This window comes from Pseudomonas sp. ACM7 (assembly GCF_004136015.1).
Classification (GTDB): Bacteria; Pseudomonadota; Gammaproteobacteria; order Pseudomonadales; family Pseudomonadaceae; genus Aquipseudomonas; species Aquipseudomonas frigoris.
This window is the reverse complement of sequence record NZ_CP024866.1, coordinates 4,005,572-4,022,105: the sequence shown is the minus strand read 5'-3', so window position 1 is coordinate 4,022,105 and position 16,534 is coordinate 4,005,572. Positions and strand designations below refer to the sequence as shown.

14 protein-coding genes are annotated in these 16,534 nt (G+C 60.8%); 2 read left to right on the top strand and 12 right to left on the bottom strand.

The features are described from left to right. Positions 1-26 precede the first annotated feature (26 nt). The 12 genes from CUN63_RS19025 to CUN63_RS18970 all read right to left on the bottom strand — a co-directional run bounded on the left by CUN63_RS19025 (position 27) and on the right by CUN63_RS18970 (position 13,781). Complete coding sequence (locus CUN63_RS19025; protein WP_129441555.1) at positions 27-581, bottom strand: hypothetical protein; 555 nt, start codon at positions 579-581, stop codon at positions 27-29. Between the two features lie 136 nt (positions 582-717). Next, a complete protein-coding gene (locus CUN63_RS19020) occupies positions 718-1,434 on the bottom strand; it encodes a TetR/AcrR family transcriptional regulator (RefSeq protein ID WP_046048164.1) in 717 nt (238 codons plus the stop codon). 102 nt (positions 1,435-1,536) lie between these two features. Continuing rightward, complete coding sequence (gene lysS / locus CUN63_RS19015; RefSeq protein WP_129441553.1) at positions 1,537-3,039, bottom strand: lysine--tRNA ligase; 1,503 nt, start codon at positions 3,037-3,039, stop codon at positions 1,537-1,539. A gap of 71 nt (positions 3,040-3,110) precedes the next feature. Next, positions 3,111-4,206 (bottom strand): peptide chain release factor 2 gene (gene prfB, locus CUN63_RS19010; RefSeq protein WP_129441551.1). Its coding sequence is split into 2 segments (ribosomal slippage): positions 3,111-4,133 and positions 4,135-4,206, totalling 1,095 coding nucleotides; the frame shifts between segments, so codons are not numbered across the junction. A 238-nt stretch (positions 4,207-4,444) separates the two neighbouring features. Continuing rightward, positions 4,445-5,446, bottom strand: a complete 1,002-nt coding sequence (locus CUN63_RS19005; protein WP_129441549.1) for a PleD family two-component system response regulator — start codon at positions 5,444-5,446, stop codon at positions 4,445-4,447. Between the two features lie 47 nt (positions 5,447-5,493). After that, complete coding sequence (locus CUN63_RS19000; RefSeq protein WP_129441545.1) at positions 5,494-6,504, bottom strand: chemotaxis response regulator protein-glutamate methylesterase; 1,011 nt, start codon at positions 6,502-6,504, stop codon at positions 5,494-5,496. Then, positions 6,501-8,789 (bottom strand): hybrid sensor histidine kinase/response regulator, encoded by a 2,289-nt coding sequence (locus tag CUN63_RS18995; RefSeq protein ID WP_129441543.1) that lies wholly within the window; start codon positions 8,787-8,789, stop codon positions 6,501-6,503. The genes CUN63_RS19000 and CUN63_RS18995 overlap by 4 nt, the downstream gene beginning before the upstream one ends. After that, positions 8,786-9,469 carry a chemotaxis protein CheW gene (locus CUN63_RS18990; protein WP_129441541.1) on the bottom strand — a complete coding sequence of 228 codons (684 nt, stop codon included), beginning with the start codon at positions 9,467-9,469 and terminating at the stop codon, positions 8,786-8,788. The genes CUN63_RS18995 and CUN63_RS18990 overlap by 4 nt, the downstream gene beginning before the upstream one ends. Next, positions 9,466-10,737, bottom strand: coding sequence for a protein-glutamate O-methyltransferase CheR (locus tag CUN63_RS18985; RefSeq protein ID WP_129441539.1), 1,272 nt, complete (start codon positions 10,735-10,737; stop codon positions 9,466-9,468). The genes CUN63_RS18990 and CUN63_RS18985 overlap by 4 nt, the downstream gene beginning before the upstream one ends. Further along, the gene (locus CUN63_RS18980) at positions 10,734-11,270 is read right to left on the bottom strand and encodes a chemotaxis protein CheW (protein ID WP_129441537.1); all 537 of its coding nucleotides are present in this window, start codon (positions 11,268-11,270) and stop codon (positions 10,734-10,736) included. The genes CUN63_RS18985 and CUN63_RS18980 overlap by 4 nt, the downstream gene beginning before the upstream one ends. Then, positions 11,270-12,892 carry a methyl-accepting chemotaxis protein gene (locus CUN63_RS18975; RefSeq protein ID WP_129441535.1) on the bottom strand — a complete coding sequence of 541 codons (1,623 nt, stop codon included), beginning with the start codon at positions 12,890-12,892 and terminating at the stop codon, positions 11,270-11,272. Before CUN63_RS18975 ends, CUN63_RS18980 begins: the two co-directional genes overlap by 1 nt. A gap of 154 nt (positions 12,893-13,046) precedes the next feature. Continuing rightward, positions 13,047-13,781, bottom strand: a complete 735-nt coding sequence (locus tag CUN63_RS18970; RefSeq protein ID WP_129441534.1) for a tellurite resistance TerB family protein — start codon at positions 13,779-13,781, stop codon at positions 13,047-13,049. A 186-nt stretch (positions 13,782-13,967) separates the two neighbouring features. Between CUN63_RS18970 and CUN63_RS18965 the strand changes: the two genes are divergently transcribed. Together CUN63_RS18965 and CUN63_RS18960 are read left to right on the top strand one after the other, a co-directional pair. Beyond that, positions 13,968-14,882 (top strand): LysR family transcriptional regulator, encoded by a 915-nt coding sequence (locus tag CUN63_RS18965; protein WP_008151654.1) that lies wholly within the window; start codon positions 13,968-13,970, stop codon positions 14,880-14,882. Between the two features lie 100 nt (positions 14,883-14,982). Next, entirely contained in the window at positions 14,983-16,470 is a 1,488-nt protein-coding gene (locus tag CUN63_RS18960; protein ID WP_129441532.1) for a gamma-aminobutyraldehyde dehydrogenase, read from the top strand. The last annotated feature ends 64 nt before the right edge of the window (positions 16,471-16,534 follow it).

The following is a 16,534-nucleotide window of genomic DNA, read 5'->3' as shown; positions in this document are numbered from 1 at the left end:
GTAGAAAAACCGTTTACGTGCTGGGTTTATTTGGCTTTGGCCAGGCGCTGATAGCGCACAGCCTCGACGAACACATCGGAATTGGCCGGGTCGTCTAGGTAGGCGAAGACCTGGTCCAGATTGTTGTTGATCAACACGCCGTCGCCGTCGTCGGTCTGGAAGCCTTCGCCGCTGAGGACTTTTTGCCTCAGGGCCTGGTTGATCTGCTCGAGGTCGAGGTTGTAGACCACCAGCTCATGCTTATCGGTGAGTTCAAAACCCAAGAGAGTGAAATGCCCACCGAATTGCGCCGGCACCCTGGCCGACAGGTACCAGCGACTGCCATGGCGGGTCACCGTGAAGGGATAGGCTTCACGCTCCTTGGGCTTAGCCTTGAAGTAGCTGACGGCCTGATAGTGATTGTCGCCCAGGCGCGTCAGCTCCAGATTCAGCGGCTCGCCCCAGGCGTTGGTGCTGGTCCATTTGCCGAGCAACCCTTTAGGCGCGGGCTCGCTCGAGGGCAGCGGCTCCTTGAAGGTCACCAGACAGCCGCTGAGCAGCAGGAACGACAAGGCGATCACAACGACACGCCAGGCTTTCATTCAACAACTCCCTATGAACACACGCGGACCTGTAGGAGCTGCCGAAGGCTGCGATCTTTTGATCCTGCTTCGCTGCGGTATCAAGAGATCAAGATCAAAAGATCGCAGCCTTCGGCAGCTCCTACTGGGGACAGGGTTACACCGACGCCAATACCAGGTGCATATACCGCGTGAGGATGCCGAGCATTTCGGCTTCGGCGACAGGCTCGGCGTCGTTGAGCAGGCCCTGATATTCCATCCGTCCGATAATCGCCGTCAACACTTTGGCATCCTGTTGTGGCTCGCGGGAACCCAACACCTCGAAAAAATGGCAGGTGCCTTGCAGAAGAATTTGCTGATGCGAGCGCACCAACTCCGCCAAACGCGGGTTCAACAGGGCCTCCTGGCGGAACGCCTGCTCGGCCATCAAGTGTTCCCGACGGTTGTGCAATTGGCGCTGCACGTAATCGGCGGTCAGCCGTGCGATATCGTCAGCCAGCTGTGAACGGGACTCGGGGCTGCCATCGCCATAAGCAACCATCTCGCGCAGCAGGCCTTCGTTGCTGGCCCACAACTTGGCCATGAACGCCGCGCTGCGTTCCACGTATTGGGCAAAGGTATCGGTGAGCAGGTCATCGATGTCCTTGAAATAGTAAGTGGTGGCCGACAGCGGCACACCAGCCTCGGCGGCCACCGCACGGTGACGCACGGCCCGCACGCCATCGCGCACGACAATGCGCATCGCCGCATCGAGAATGTCCTGTCGACGCTGCTCACTGCCCTGTCGGCTGGCCTTGCGACCCTGGTACTGAACACTTTCAGCGACCGCAGTGGCGACGTCCGCTGCACCCTCTTGAGCAATTGCACGGTTCACGACAGGTATTCCTCTCTTACTTCAAAAGTAACCAATTGATACGTTTGTACCAGACAGGCAATAAAAAGCCGCCTGTTTTAGGCGGCTTTTTTATTGAAACACTTACGCTTGTGGCCGCATGTGCGGGAACAGGATCACGTCGCGGATCGACGGGGAGTTGGTCAGCAGCATCACCAGACGGTCGATGCCGATACCTTCACCGGCCGTTGGCGGCATCCCGTACTCCAGCGCGCGAACGAAGTCGGCGTCGTAATGCATGGCTTCATCGTCGCCGGCGTCCTTGTCGGCCACCTGAGCCATGAAGCGCTCGGCCTGGTCTTCCGCGTCGTTCAACTCGGAGTAGGCGTTGGCGATTTCGCGGCCACCGATGAACAGCTCAAAACGGTCGGTGACATTCGGGTTCTCGTCGTTACGACGGGCCAGCGGCGACACTTCGAACGGGTACTGAGTGATGAAGTGCGGCTGCTCCAGCTTATGCTCGACCAGCTCTTCGAAAATCATCACCTGCAATTTGCCCAGACCTTCGAAGCCCAGCACTTTGGCACCGGCCTTCTTGGCGATAGCACGGGCCTTGTCGATGTCGGTCAGGTCGTCAGCGGTCAGCTCAGGGTTGTACTTGAGGATCGAGTCGAACACCGAAAGACGCACGAACGGTTCGCCGAAGTGGAACACTTTGTCGCCGTAAGGTACGTCGGTGCTGCCCAGAACCAGCTGTGCCAGTTCGCGGAACAGTTCTTCGGTCAGGTCCATGTTGTCTTCGTAGTCGGCGTAAGCCTGGTAGAACTCCAACATGGTGAATTCAGGGTTGTGACGGGTCGAAACGCCTTCGTTACGGAAGTTGCGGTTGATCTCGAACACTTTTTCAAAACCACCGACTACCAGACGCTTGAGGTACAGCTCCGGCGCGATACGCAGGAACATTTCCATGTCCAGCGCGTTGTGGTGAGTCTCGAACGGCTTGGCTGCCGCGCCACCCGGAATGGTTTGCAGCATCGGCGTTTCCACTTCCAGGAAGTCACGCTGCATCAGGAAGCTGCGGATGTGCGCAATCACTTGCGAACGCACGCGGAAGGTCTGGCGCACTTCTTCGTTGACGATCAGGTCAACGTAACGCTGACGATAGCGCTGTTCGGTGTCGGTCAGGCCGTGGTGTTTGTCCGGCAGCGGGCGCAGCGACTTGGTCAGCAGGCGCACGGTGGTCATTTCAACGTACAGGTCGCCCTTGCCGGAACGCGCCAGGGTGCCTTCGGCAGCAATGATGTCGCCCATGTCCCAGGTTTTCACCGAGGCCAGGGTTTCTTCGGACAGGGTTTTACGGTTGACGTAGACCTGAATGCGACCGGTCATGTCCTGGATCACCATGAACGAGCCACGGTTGAGCATGATGCGACCGGCAACCTTGACCGGGATCGCAGCCTCTGCCAGCTCTTCCTTGGTCTTGTCCGCGTACTGCTTCTGCAAGTCTTCGCAGTAGTTGTCGCGGCGGAAGTCGTTCGGGAAGGCATTGCCCTTGGCGCGCTCGGCAGCCAGCTTTTCCTTGCGCAGGGCGATCAGGGAGTTTTCTTCCTGTTGCAGGGCTTGCGGGTCGAGTTCTAGGTCGCTCATGTCTTTAAAAATTCCATCACAGGTTCGTTGCCCCCACCGGTGGCAGGGGACTTGAGGTCTTGACTGGTGGTTTACAGGCCTTGTTTCAGGCTGGCCACCAGGTATTCGTCGATGTCGCCGTCGAGCACCTTGTCGCAGTCACTGCGTTCGATGTTAGTGCGCAAATCCTTGATTCGCGACGCATCGAGCACGTAAGAGCGAATCTGGTGACCCCAGCCGATGTCCGACTTGGTGTCTTCCAGTGCCTGGGAGGCGGCGTTGCGTTTCTGCACTTCCTGCTCGTACAAGCGCGCCCGCAACATTTTCATCGCGGTGTCTTTGTTGGCGTGCTGGGAGCGTTCGTTCTGGCAGCTGACCACGGTGTTGGTCGGTACGTGCGTAATACGGACGGCCGAGTCGGTGGTGTTTACGTGCTGACCACCGGCACCGGAGGAGCGGTAGGTGTCGATGCGCAGGTCCGACGGGTTGATGTCGATTTCGATGTTGTCATCGATTTCCGGCGACACGAACACGGCCGAGAACGAGGTGTGGCGGCGGTTACCGGAGTCGTACGGGCTCTTGCGCACCAGACGGTGCACGCCGATTTCGGTACGCAACCAGCCAAAGGCGTATTCGCCCTTGATGTGGATTGTGGCGCCCTTGATCCCGGCGACTTCACCGGCCGACAGTTCCATGATGGTCGCGTCGAAACCGCGTTTGTCGGCCCAGCGCAGGTACATGCGCAGCAGGATGTTGGCCCAGTCCTGGGCCTCGGTACCGCCGGAGCCGGCCTGGATGTCCAGGTAAGCGTTGTTGGCGTCCATCTCACCGCTGAACATGCGACGGAATTCGAGTTTTTCCAGGGATTCGCGCAGACGCTCGACTTCGGCAGCGACGTCATCGACGGCAGCCTGGTCTTCTTCTTCGGCGGACATCAGCAGCAGGTCTTTGGCGTCGGCCAGGCCTGTGTGCATTTCGTCGAGGGTTTCGACGATCTGAGCCAGCAGGGACCGCTCGCGGCCCAGCTCCTGAGCGTACGTCGGGTTGTTCCAGACAGACGGATCTTCAAGCTCGCGATTGACTTCAGTCAGACGCTCATGCTTTTGATCGTAGTCAAAGATACCCCCGAATAGTTTCGGAGCGCTCGGACAGGTCCTTGATACTGTTAAGGATCGGGTTGATTTCCATGGCGGGCAGCACTCGTTGGCGAACTTTTGAAAGCCGGCGAGTATAACGTAATCAGGCTGTCACGGCAGCCCGCCTGGCGGCTTTAGGGGCGAATGGTTTTTGGCTGAACACCATGTAGAGGTTGCGCTCCGAACTGTAGGAGCTGCCGAAGGCTGCGATCTTTTGATCTTCGCTTTTAAAGCAACATCAAAAGATCGCAGCCTTCGGCAGCTCCTACAGGGCATTGTGTTTCAACGGGTTACTCAATCCCCACCTGATTACGCCCATTGTTCTTCGCCAGATACAGCCCCTTGTCCGCCGCCGAGATCAATTGACGGCAATCGCCGCCCGGTTGCGGGGTCATGGTCGACAGGCCGATGCTGATGGTCAGGCTCGAACCTTCGACCGGGAAAATATGCGGAATCTTTAGCGAAGCCACGGTCTGGCGCAGTTTTTCCGCGACCAGTCGCGCGCCGCCCGGCGAAGTATTGGGCAGCACCAAGGCGAATTCTTCGCCGCCGTAACGGGCCGGCAGGTCCGAAGGACGGGAGCTGGCATCACGAATCGCCGTGGACACTTTGCGCAGGGCTTCATCGCCTTCAAGGTGGCCGAAGCTGTCGTTGTAGGACTTGAAGTAGTCGACATCGATCATCAGCAGCGACAGTTGACTCTGGTCACGCAGCGAACGGCGCCACTCAAGCTCCAGGTATTCGTCGAAATGCCGGCGGTTCGACAGCCCGGTCAGGCCGTCGGAGTTCATCAAGCGTTGCAGCACCAGGTTGGTGTCGAGCAACTGCTGCTGGCTGACCCGCAACGCGCGATACGCTGCGTCACGCTGCAGCAACGTCATGTAGGAGCGCGAGTGATAGCGGATGCGCGCCACCAGTTCGATGTTGTCCGGCAACTTGACCAGGTAATCATTGGCCCCGGCCGCAAACGCCGCGCTCTTGATCAGCGGGTCTTCCTTGGTCGACAGGACAATGATCGGGATGTCCTTGGTCGCCGGATGGTTGCGGTACTCGCGCACCAGGCTCAAGCCGTCAAGACCGGGCATCACCAGATCCTGGAGGATCACCGTCGGTTTGATGCGGATCGCCTGGGCGATGGCCTGGTGCGGGTCGGCGCAGAAGTGGAAGTCGATATTTTCTTCGTCCGACAACCCGCGGCGCACCGCCTCGCCGATCATTGCCTGATCGTCTACCAACAACACCATGGCGGCGTTTTCGTCGGTTTTGAAGTCGTCGAGCTGTAAATCATTCATGGGCAGTCACCTGAGTACTACTTGGGCCAGATTGCTGTGAAAAGTCTTCATTTGGGGAAAATCTTCAGCAATCGTGGCGCTATCTTTTCCAGTGGGCGAATCTCCACAGCGGCGTCGATGGCCGCTGCCGCCTTCGGCATTCCGTACACTGCACTGCTGTTCTGATCCTGAGCGATGGTCAGGTAGCCCTGCTGGCGCATGAGTTTAAGCCCCTGCGCGCCATCGCGTCCCATACCAGTGAGCAAAACACCCACGGCATCGCCGTTCCAGTAATTGGCCACGCTCTCGAAGAACACATCGATCGAGGGCCGGTAGATCTCGTTAACCGGTTCGGCGGTGTAGGCCAACGTACCGTTTTTCAACAAGCGAATATGGTGATTGGTACCCGCCAGCAGCACCGTGCCGGCCTGCGGAGGCTCACCTTCCTGGGCCAGGCGCACGTTCAGGCCGCTGGCGCTGCTAAGCCATTCGGCCATGCCGGCGGCGAACACCTGGTCAACATGCTGCACCAGTACGATGGCGGCCGAAAAATCTAGCGGCAACCCCTTGAGCAATACTTCCAGCGCGGCCGGCCCACCGGCGGATGAGCCAATGGCGATCAGGCGCTGGCGCGAAGCCGAACTGCGCAGCGGGCTCGGAGCCGATCGCTCCCGATTGCCCCGGTCACCGATCAGCCAACCGATGTTAATGATCTTGCGCAGTAACGGGGCCGCTGCCTCTTGGGCATTGCCGGCACCGATGGCCGGCGTATCGACCACATCCAGCGCTCCGTGGCCCATGGCCTCAAACACCCGATGCACGTTCTGCTCGCGGTCGACCGTCACGATGACAATCGCGCACGGCGTATCAGCCATGATCCGCCGGGTCGCCTCCACGCCATCCATCACCGGCATGATCAGGTCCATCAGGATCAGATCCGGCGTATTTTCAGCGCAACGCTGCACCGCCTCGGCCCCATTACTGGCGACCCAGACCACCTCGTGTGCCGGATCGAATGCCAGGGCGCGGCGCAGAGCCTCTACCGCCATGGGCATGTCGTTGACGATCGCTATTTTCATGCACGCGCTCCTCCAATGAGCTCAACCACCGCGTCAAGCAGGGCGTCGTCATGAAAACTGGCTTTGGCTAGATAATAGTCGGCTCCAGCGTCCAGTCCACGGCGACGGTCCTCTTCACGATCCTTGTAAGACACCACCATAACCGGAAGGGATTGCAGGCGATTGTCCCGGCGCAATAAAGACACCAGTTCAATACCATCCATGCGTGGCATATCGATGTCGGTGATCAGCAGATCGAAGTCCTCCGAACGCAAGGCGTTCCAGCCGTCCATACCATCCACCGCCACCGCCACGTCGTAGCCGCGATTGAGTAACAACTTGCGTTGCAGCTCACGTACGGTCAGCGAATCGTCGACCACCAGAATCCTTTTTCGAGCCGCTTCAACCACCTGGCTGCCCTGACGGGCAATGCGCTCAAGACGCCCGGTATTGAGCAGTTTATCCACCGAACGCAGCATGTCTTCGACGTCGACGATCAACACCACCGAACCGTCGTCGAGCAGGGCCCCGGCGGAAATGTCCTGCACCTTGCCCAGACGCTCGTCCAGCGGCAAAACGACCAGCGTCCGCTCGCCGATAAAACGCTCGACCGCCACGCCGTAAATCGCCTCGCGCTCGCGGATCACCACCACTTTGAGGGTTTGCTGACTGTTCTGGCTCGCCGGACGCTGCAACAGCTGACTGGCCGCGACCAGCCCGACATGCCGGCCTTCGTGCCAGAAGTGCTGACGGCCTTCGACCTGGACAATGTCCGCCGGCTCCAGATCGCACATCCGTTCGATGTGGGCCAGCGGGAAGGCATACGCCTCGTCACCGACCTCCACCACCAGGCTGCGCACCACCGACAGGGTCAGCGGCACTTCGAGATGGAAACGACTGCCCTCGCCCGCTGCCTGCTCCAGCACGACCGCGCCGCGCACCTGGCGGACCATGTGCTGGACCGCGTCCAGACCGACGCCGCGCCCGGAGACTTCGGTGACCGTGTCGCGCAGGCTGAAACCCGGTAGAAACAGGAACGTCAGCAGCTCTTCTTCACTCAATTGCGCGGCGGTTTCGGCCGGGGACAATTGGCGCTCGATGATCCTGCGGCGGACCTTTTCCAGATCGACGCCGTTGCCGTCATCGCTCAGCTCCAGCACCAGCAAACCGGCCTGATGGGAAGCGCGCAAACGGATCAGGCCTTCAGCGGGTTTACCCGCCAATAGCCGTTGCTCCGGGGATTCGATGCCGTGATCCACGGCATTGCGCAGCAGGTGAGTCAGCGGCGCTTCAAGTTTCTCCAACACGTCGCGGTCGACCTGGGTTTTCTCACCCTCGATCTCCAGTCGTACCTGTTTGCCAAGGCTGCGGCCGAGGTCGCGGATCATGCGCTCTTGCCCGGCCAACACATCGGCAAACGGCCGCATGCGGCAGGCCAGCGCGGTGTCGTACAACAATTGCGCCCGTTGACTGGCCTGCCAGGCGAACTCATCCAGTTCGGCGTTCTTTTCCACCAGCAATTGCTGAGACTCGGCCAGTAGCCGACGAGCGACTTCGAGAGCTTCCTGTGCTTCCAGACTCAAGGCATGTTCCTTGAGGTGGACGTTGAGGTTTTCCAGGGCCCGCAGGCCGTTGTTCTGCATACGCTTGAGGCGTTGCATGGTGGCCAGGTGCGGTTTGAGCCGCAGGGTTTCCACCAGGGATTTGCTCGACAGATCAAGCAGGCTGTTCAGGCGTTCGGCCGTGACTCGCAGTACCCGCTCGCCGTTTTCGGTGGTGCGCTTGGCCTTGCGCGGCGGCTCTGCGGGTTGCAGTTCGGCGACCGGGATTGGCGCCTCGACCTTGGGCGTCGGTGGTTGGAGCTGAAGTTCCGCCATCACTGGGGCGACAGGCGCAGTGACCGGTGCAGGCGCCGCCATTGGATCAAGCAACAACGCCATCAACACCACATAGGCCTCGATTTCCGCCAGTTCAGGGTTGTTGTCCGGCGTCGCAATGCGCATCAGCAAATCGGTGCCTTGCAACAAGGCATCGATGTGCTCGGGCCGCAAGTACAGGCGCCCCTCCTGGGCACTGACCAGGCAATCTTCCATCACATGTGCAACGCTGACCCCGGCGTCGACACCGACGATCCGCGACGCGCCCTTGAGCGAGTGCGCCGCGCGCATGCACGATTCAAGGTGATCGGCCTGGGTCGGGTCGCGCTCCAGCGCCAAAAGACCTGCGCTCAGCACCAGCGTCTGGGCCTCGGCTTCCAGACTGAACAGTTCCAGCAAAGAGGCGTCGCGCATTTGCTCGGGGGTCATGTAAGGCTCCGGGTCACGGCGGACAGCAGCTGTTCTTCATCCAGCCAACGCAGGCTGCGACCTTGGAATTGCAACACGCCACGGGTGTATTTGGCGCTGGCCTGCGTGCCGGAGCGGGACGCCGCCTCGAGGATGCTTTCGTCGATGGCGTGAATCCCGTCCACTTCATCCACCGACACCACCACCGGTCCGCCGTGGGCGGCGATGATCAGCATTCGCGGCATGACACGCGCGCCGGACGCCACGCTACTGGCGCCGTCGAGCCCCAGCAATTCCACCAGCGACAGGCACGCCACCAACGCGCCGCGCACATTCGCCACGCCGAGCAACGCCCGGGAGCGTTGGTGCGGCAAGGAATGAATCGCTTGCAGCGGCGCCACTTCCACCAGACTGCGAGTGGCCAGGCCCAGCCATTCTTCGCCGAGACGGAACATCAACAGCGAGCGGGTTTTCACTTCGCTCTCGACCGTCGTGGAGACTTGCCCGCGGTCTTCCTGCTGCAACGCGTAGCGGTCAAGCAATCGCGTTGCAGCGGCCGAATACACCGCGCAATTGCGGCAGTGAATGTGATCGCTCAGTAGCGGGCAGGACTTGTCGCCGTGGATACCGATGCGGTTCCAGCAGTCGTCGATGGCCTGGGCATCTTCATGGGTGAGGCTAAAGGTGTCGACGGCGTTCATCGGTTACGCTCACTGTCAGCGGCGCGCTCACTGCGGGCGGCGCGGTCCTGCAATCGTCTGGCTCCCGCCGTGTCGCCCAAGGATTGCAGCAACGCCGCCAGGTGCATCAACGCGTCGGGATGTTGCGGGTCGAGGTACAACGCCTTGCGATAAAAACCCTGAGCCTCAAGGACTCTGCCGGCGACATCGCCGAGCAAGCCCAGCCAGTAGAAGACTTGAGCCACGGGTTCATGACTGCGCAAATAGCTATCGCACGCGGCGCGGGCCTCGGCACTTTTGCCTTCGTTGGCCAGCGCGGCGATGTTCGCCAACAGCGCGGCGGTGTCCGGGTTGGCGACTTTCGTCACGACAGGCAGCGGTGCCACCGTTGCGAAGGGCCGGTTGCGAACGGGCGGCGGTGTCACGCTGCCCACCGGTTGGTGCACGGGCAGAGGCGTCGGAACGAACGTCGCAATGGGCGCAGGCTCTGGTGCGCTCTGACGACTGAACGCAAAGGACTGCGCGATGCCGATCGAACGCATGCCCAAACGACCAAGCAAACTGCCCTCGGCCGGGCCGATAAACAGCACGCCGTCGACATGGGTCAAACGCTTGAGCACTTCGAACACTTGCTGCTGGGTCGGCTGATCGAAATAGATCAGCAGGTTGCGGCAAAACACAAAGTCATAGGGTGACTCGTTGGCCAGCAACATCGGATCCAGCAGATTGCCGACCTGCAAACGCACTTGTTCGAGCACTCGCCCGCTGAGGCGATAGCCCTCGCCTTCGGCGGTGAAATGCCGGTCGCGAAAGGCGATGTCCTGACCCCGGAACGAATTCTTGCCGTACAGCGCGCGCCGGGCTTTTTCCACCGACAACGGACTGACGTCCATGCCTTCGACCTTGAACTGGTGCGGCTGCAACCCGGCATCGAGCAATGCCATGGCGATGGAATACGGTTCTTCACCGGTGGAACACGGCAGGCTGAGAATCCGCAGCGCGCGCATGTTGTTGATGTCGCTCAGGCGTTTGGTGGCCAGTTTCGCCAACGTGGCGAAGGATTCCGGGTAACGGAAAAACCAGGTCTCGGGGACAATCACCGCTTCGATCAGCGCCTGCTGCTCGTCCTGCGAACCCTGCAAGGTATGCCAGTACTCATCGGCCGTCAGCGCGTTGGATGCCGTGCTGCGCTGGCGCACCGCACGCTCGATGATCGCCGGGCCCACCGAGGTCACGTCGAGACCGATGCGCTCTTTGAGGAAATCGAAAAACCGCTGATCGCTGCTCATGGCCGCTCCTCAAACAGCGCCAGGTCCAGCGGCGTCGACGGAAACAGCAGCGCGCGAACCTGATCGTCGAGCAAGTCGGCGACCCGCACCCATTGCAGCAAACCCTGGGCATCTTCACGCACCGGCCCGAGGTACGGCGCCTGACGATTGTCCAGGCCATAGGGCTGAAAATCCGCCGGGTTGCAGCGCAAGGTATCGGTGGCCTGTTCCAGAATCAGCCCGAGCAATTGCGCCTCAGCGAACTCATCCGGACGGTAATTGACCAGCACCAGGCGCGTGCTGGTGCGGGCCTGGGCCGGTTGGCCGAACGTCAGCGCACTGAGGTCGATCACCGGCACCACCGCGCCGCGATAGGCGAACACCCCGGCGACCCAGTCCGGTGCGCGGGGAATCGGCTTCAACGGCAGACGCGGCAGCACTTCCGCCACCTCGATGGCCTGCAAGGCATAGCGCTCGTTGCCGATGCGGAACACCAGAAACAATGATTGCAGCGCCGGCTTCACGGCGGTGCGTTTGGCCGTGAGTTCGCTCATCAGACTTTGAATCGCGATACGCCACTACGCAGCCCTACGGCCACCTGGCTCAGTTCGTCGATGGCGAAACTGGCCTGGCGCAGGGACTCGACGGTCTGGCTGCTGGCATCGCCCAACTGCACCAGCGCGTGGTTGATCTGTTCGGCGCCCGTGGCCTGGGCCTGCATGCCTTCGTTGACCATCAACACCCGCGGCGCCAATGCCTGAACCTGATGGATGATCAGCGACAGCTGCTCGCCGATTTGCTGCACCTCGGACATGCCGCGGCGCACTTCTTCAGAGAACTTGTCCATGCCCATCACTCCGGCCGACACTGCCGACTGGATCTCGCGCACCATCTGCTCGATGTCGTACGTGGCGACGGCGGTCTGGTCCGCCAGACGCCGCACTTCGGTGGCGACCACGGCAAAACCGCGGCCGTATTCACCGGCCTTTTCGGCCTCAATCGCCGCGTTGAGCGACAGCAGATTGGTCTGGTCGGCGACCTTGACGATGGTCACCACCACTTGATTGATGTTGCCGGCCTTCTCATTGAGGATCGCCAGTTTGGCGTTGACCAGATCGGCTGCGCCCATCACCGAGTGCATGGTCTCTTCCATCCGAGCCAGGCCTTGCTGCCCGGAACCGGCGAGCACCGAGGCCTGATCGGCGGCGGTGGAGACTTCGGTCATCGTGCGCACCAGATCCCGCGAAGTGGCCGCAATCTCACGGGACGTCGCGCCGATTTCGGTTGTGGTGGCGGCGGTTTCGGTGGCGGTCGCTTGCTGTTGCTTGGAGGTGGCAGCGATCTCGGTCACCGAGGTGGTGACCTGCACCGAGGAACGCTGGGCCTGGGACACCAGGGACGTCAGCTCGGTCATCATGTCGTTGAAGCCGGTTTCCACGGCGCCGAATTCGTCCTTGCGCGCCAGGTTCAGGCGGTTGCTGAGATCACCGGTGCGCATGACGTCGAGAATTTCGACGATCCGGTTCATCGGCGCCATGATCGCGCGCATCAGCAGCAGACCGCAGAGGCTGGCGGCCAGCACCGCGACCAGCAGGGAAATGCCCATGATGACTTTCGCGGTGACCACGGCGTCATCGATGTTCGCGATGCCCTGGTCGGCCACCGCTTTGTTGTCGCGGATGATGTCATTGAGTTTCATGCGACCGGCGGTCCATGTCGGGGTCAGTTGCTCGTTGAACATCTTGATGGCTTCGGCTTCCTGATTGCGCTTATGCAAATCGAGCACGGCCGCCAGCGCCTTGTTGTAATTCTCATGAAGTTTTTCAAAAACGGCGTACTCGACCTTGTCTTCATCCCTGATGACGGTGCCTTGGTAGTTTCTCATCTGCTCTTGCAGACGCACCTCAAAGTTTTTGAAGCTTTCGGCCTCTTCCGCACTGAAGCCCTGCCCCGCCTTGAAGCCCAGCATTTCCTGGGTGCGAACATAAGTGTCGACCCAGGCGCTGCGAACCATCGAGCTGTAATACAACCCGGGAAGCGCGTCTTCACGGACGCTGGTTTCGCTGATTTCAATCTTCAACAGCCGGGAATACGAGACGACGACCATCAGCAACATGATGGCGATAATCACAGCAAAGCTCGCCAAGATGCGTTGGCGCAACGTCCAGTTCTTCACAGTCAGTCCTCGGGGGGCATTTCAAATGCTGCGGAGTATAGCCGAGGGCGGGGTTACATCTAGAAAGGGTTGCGCCCCACGTCTCATCCCCGGCAAAAACACTCGGAATTGGCCCTGAGGGGGCATGTAGCGCGACTGAAGGCGGCCTGCTGACTTACACAGAAGCCTGACGCACCTGCTTCTCCAACTCAGCCTTCAACCCCGGCTCAAGCTTCAACTGACGTGCAAGCTCATCGAGGTAGGACTTCTCCATGAAGCTCTCTTCATCCACCAACATCACACTGGCGATGTACATCTCTGCGGCCATTTCCGGCGTACTGGCAGCGCGGGCAACGTCGGCAGGGTCCAGCGGCTTGTTGAGTTCGGCGTGCAACCAGTGCTGCAACTCCTGATCGTTATCGAGCTTGGTGAATTCGCCTTCAATCAGCGCACGTTCGCGCTCATCGACATGGCCATCGGCTTTAGCAGCGGCCACTAGCGCTTTGAGAATCGCTTGGCTGTGCAACTCGACTTGCTCTGCTGGCAAACGATCAATGGTTTGTGGTTCGTTTCTTGTATTAGAAAGTGGTGCGGTGCCCTGCTGAGCCTGCCAGTTGCCATACGCCTTGTAGGCAATCACGCCCAACGCAGCCAGGCCGCCATAAGTCAGGACCTTGCCGCCGACACTGCGCCCTTTCTTGCTGCCCAGCAGCAAACCCATGGCACCCGCCGCCAACGCCCCGCCGCCTGCGCCCGAAAGCAAACTGCCGAGGCCGCCCGAACCGCTGCTGCCGCCGAGCAATCCGCCCAGGCCACCGCCAGAGGTCTTGTTTTGTGAGCCGCCGGCCTTGTTCTGCAACATGTCCTGACCGGACTTGAGTAGCTGATCGAGCAATCCACGCGTGTTCATTTGCCGCCTCCAAAAAGGGGTTAACCGGATCAATAAGGCCACCAGCCTAGATCGAAAGTGCCCGGCATTCGGGGGCGAGAGTGCTTCGAGATGTTGCGCAGCGCCGTTCAGCGGAGCACGGCCCTTCAGAAAAATGGATATACACTCAAGCAAATCTATAAAAACCGCCCACCGGGTACTTTCTCCATGATGACCTTGCGTCAGATCCGTCACTTCATCGCCGTGGCCGAGACCGGCTCAATCTCCGCCGCCGCGCAAACCGCGTTCATTTCTCAGTCCACCTTGACCCTGGCCATCCAGCAACTGGAGCAGGAAATCGGCGTCGGCCTGTTCAACCGTCACGCCAAGGGCATGACGCTGACCCACCAGGGCCACCAATTCCTACGTCAGGCGCACCTGATTCTGGCGACGGTGGACAACGCCAAACGCAGCCTGCAACAGAGCACCGATCAGGTCGCCGGGCAGTTGATCATCGGCGTGACCAGCCTGGTGGCCGGTTACTACCTTGCGGATCTACTCACCCGTTTCCAGCGCGCCTACCCCAACGTCGAGATCCGCGTGATGGAGGACGAGCGGCCGTACATCGAGCATTTGCTGGTCAGCGGCGAGATCGATGTTGGCGTGCTGATCCTCTCCAACCTCGAGGACCGCCACGCCTTGCAGACCGAAGTGCTGACCCACTCGCCCCATCGGTTATGGCTGCCAGCCCAGCATCCGCTGCTGGAACACGACAGCATCAACCTCGCCGACGTGGCCCGTGAGCCGCTGATTCAGCTGAACGTCGATGAAATGGACCGCAACGCCCAGCGCATGTGGACAGCGGCCTCCCTACAACCGCGCATCACCTTGAGAACGGCCTCGACGGAAGCGGTGCGAAGCCTCGTGGCCGCGGGTTTGGGCGTGTCGATCCAGCCCGACATGACCTATCGCCCATGGTCATTGGAGGGCGACATCATCGAAGCCCGCCCGATCGCCGACCTTAGTCAGACCCTCGACGTCGGCCTGGCCTGGCGTCGTGGCACCGCGCGCCCAGCGCTGGTGGACCCATTCCTGACCGTCGCCCGCGAGCAACCCCACGGCGGACGCAAGCCATCTATTTAATCGAACGCCACCTTCAGTATTTAGTATTTGTCGACCTCGGGTGCGGCGCCTAGTCTTGGTACATCTATAAGACGGCCGCGCCCCGGTCACAGGGAGCAGCATGGCCACACAAGAAAAGAGAACCCGAAAAATGGCTGGCGCGCAGACCCCGTTGTTCACCGCGTTGTTGATCGATGGCGAATTGGTCGCGGGCCAGGGGTTTGTCGAACCGATCCTCAACCCGGCCACCGGGGAAGTGCTGACGCACATTGCCGAAGCCAGCACCGAACAAGTCGAAGCCGCGATCCTCGCCGCCCACCGCGCCTTCGCCGGTTGGTCGCGGACCACGCCGCAACAACGCTCGAACCTGTTGCTGGACATCGCCAACGCCATCGAAAAACAAGCCGACCTCCTCGCCCGCCTCGAATCCCTGAACTGTGGCAAGCCGTTGCATCTGGCCCGTCAGGATGACTTGAGCGCCACGGTCGATGTGTTCCGCTTCTTCGCCGGTGCCGTGCGTTGCCAGATCGGCCAGCTCAGCGGCGAATACCTGCCGGGCTACACCAGCATGGTCCGCCGCGATCCGATTGGCGTGGTCGCCTCGATTGCGCCGTGGAACTACCCGATCATGATGGCCGCGTGGAAAATCGCCCCGGCACTGGCCGCCGGCAACACGCTGGTGTTCAAGCCCTCCGAACACACGCCGCTGTCGATTCTGGCCCTGGCGCCCGCGCTGGCCGAGATCCTGCCGCGTGGTGTGATCAACATCATTTGCGGTGGTGGTGAAGGCGTCGGCAGTCACTTGGTCAGTCATCCTAAAGTGCGCATGGTGTCGCTGACCGGCGATATCGTCACCGGGCAAAAAATCCTGCAAGCCGCAGCAAAAACCCTCAAACGCACTCACCTCGAACTCGGCGGCAAGGCCCCGGTGATCGTCTGCAACGATGCCGACATTCAAGCCGTGGTCGAAGGCGTGCGTACTTACGGCTATTACAACGCTGGCCAGGATTGCACCGCGGCCTGCCGAATTTATGCACAGGCCGGGATTCATGATCGCTTGGTGGCCGAACTCGGCGCGGCGGTCAGCAGCCTGCGGTTTGCCGGCAAGCGCGACGCCGACAACGAGATCGGCCCGCTGATCAGCACCCGCCAACGCGACCGCGTGGCCAGTTTCGTCGAGCGCGCCCTTGGCCAGCCGCATATCGAGCGGGTGACCGGCGCGGCAGTGCATTCCGGTGCCGGCTTCTATTACCAGCCAACCTTGCTGGCCGGTTGCAAACAGACCGACGAGATCGTCCAGCGCGAAGTGTTCGGGCCGGTGGTCACCGTGACCCGTTTCGATCAGCTCGAACAAGCCGTGGACTGGGCCAACGACTCGGAATACGGCCTCGCCTCCTCGGTCTGGACCCAGAACCTGGACAAGGCGATGCAGGTCGCGGCGCGGTTGCAGTACGGCTGCACCTGGATCAACAGCCATTTCATGCTGGTCAGCGAAATGCCCCACGGCGGCCTGAAGCGTTCGGGCTACGGCAAAGACTTATCCAGCGATTCGCTTCAGGACTACAGCGTGGTGCGGCACATCATGGCCCGTCACGGCCAGCATCTCTGACTACGCTTATAACAAGCCGCTAACGGCATGCTTCACCACGTTCAAAACTGCCCCGACCATAATT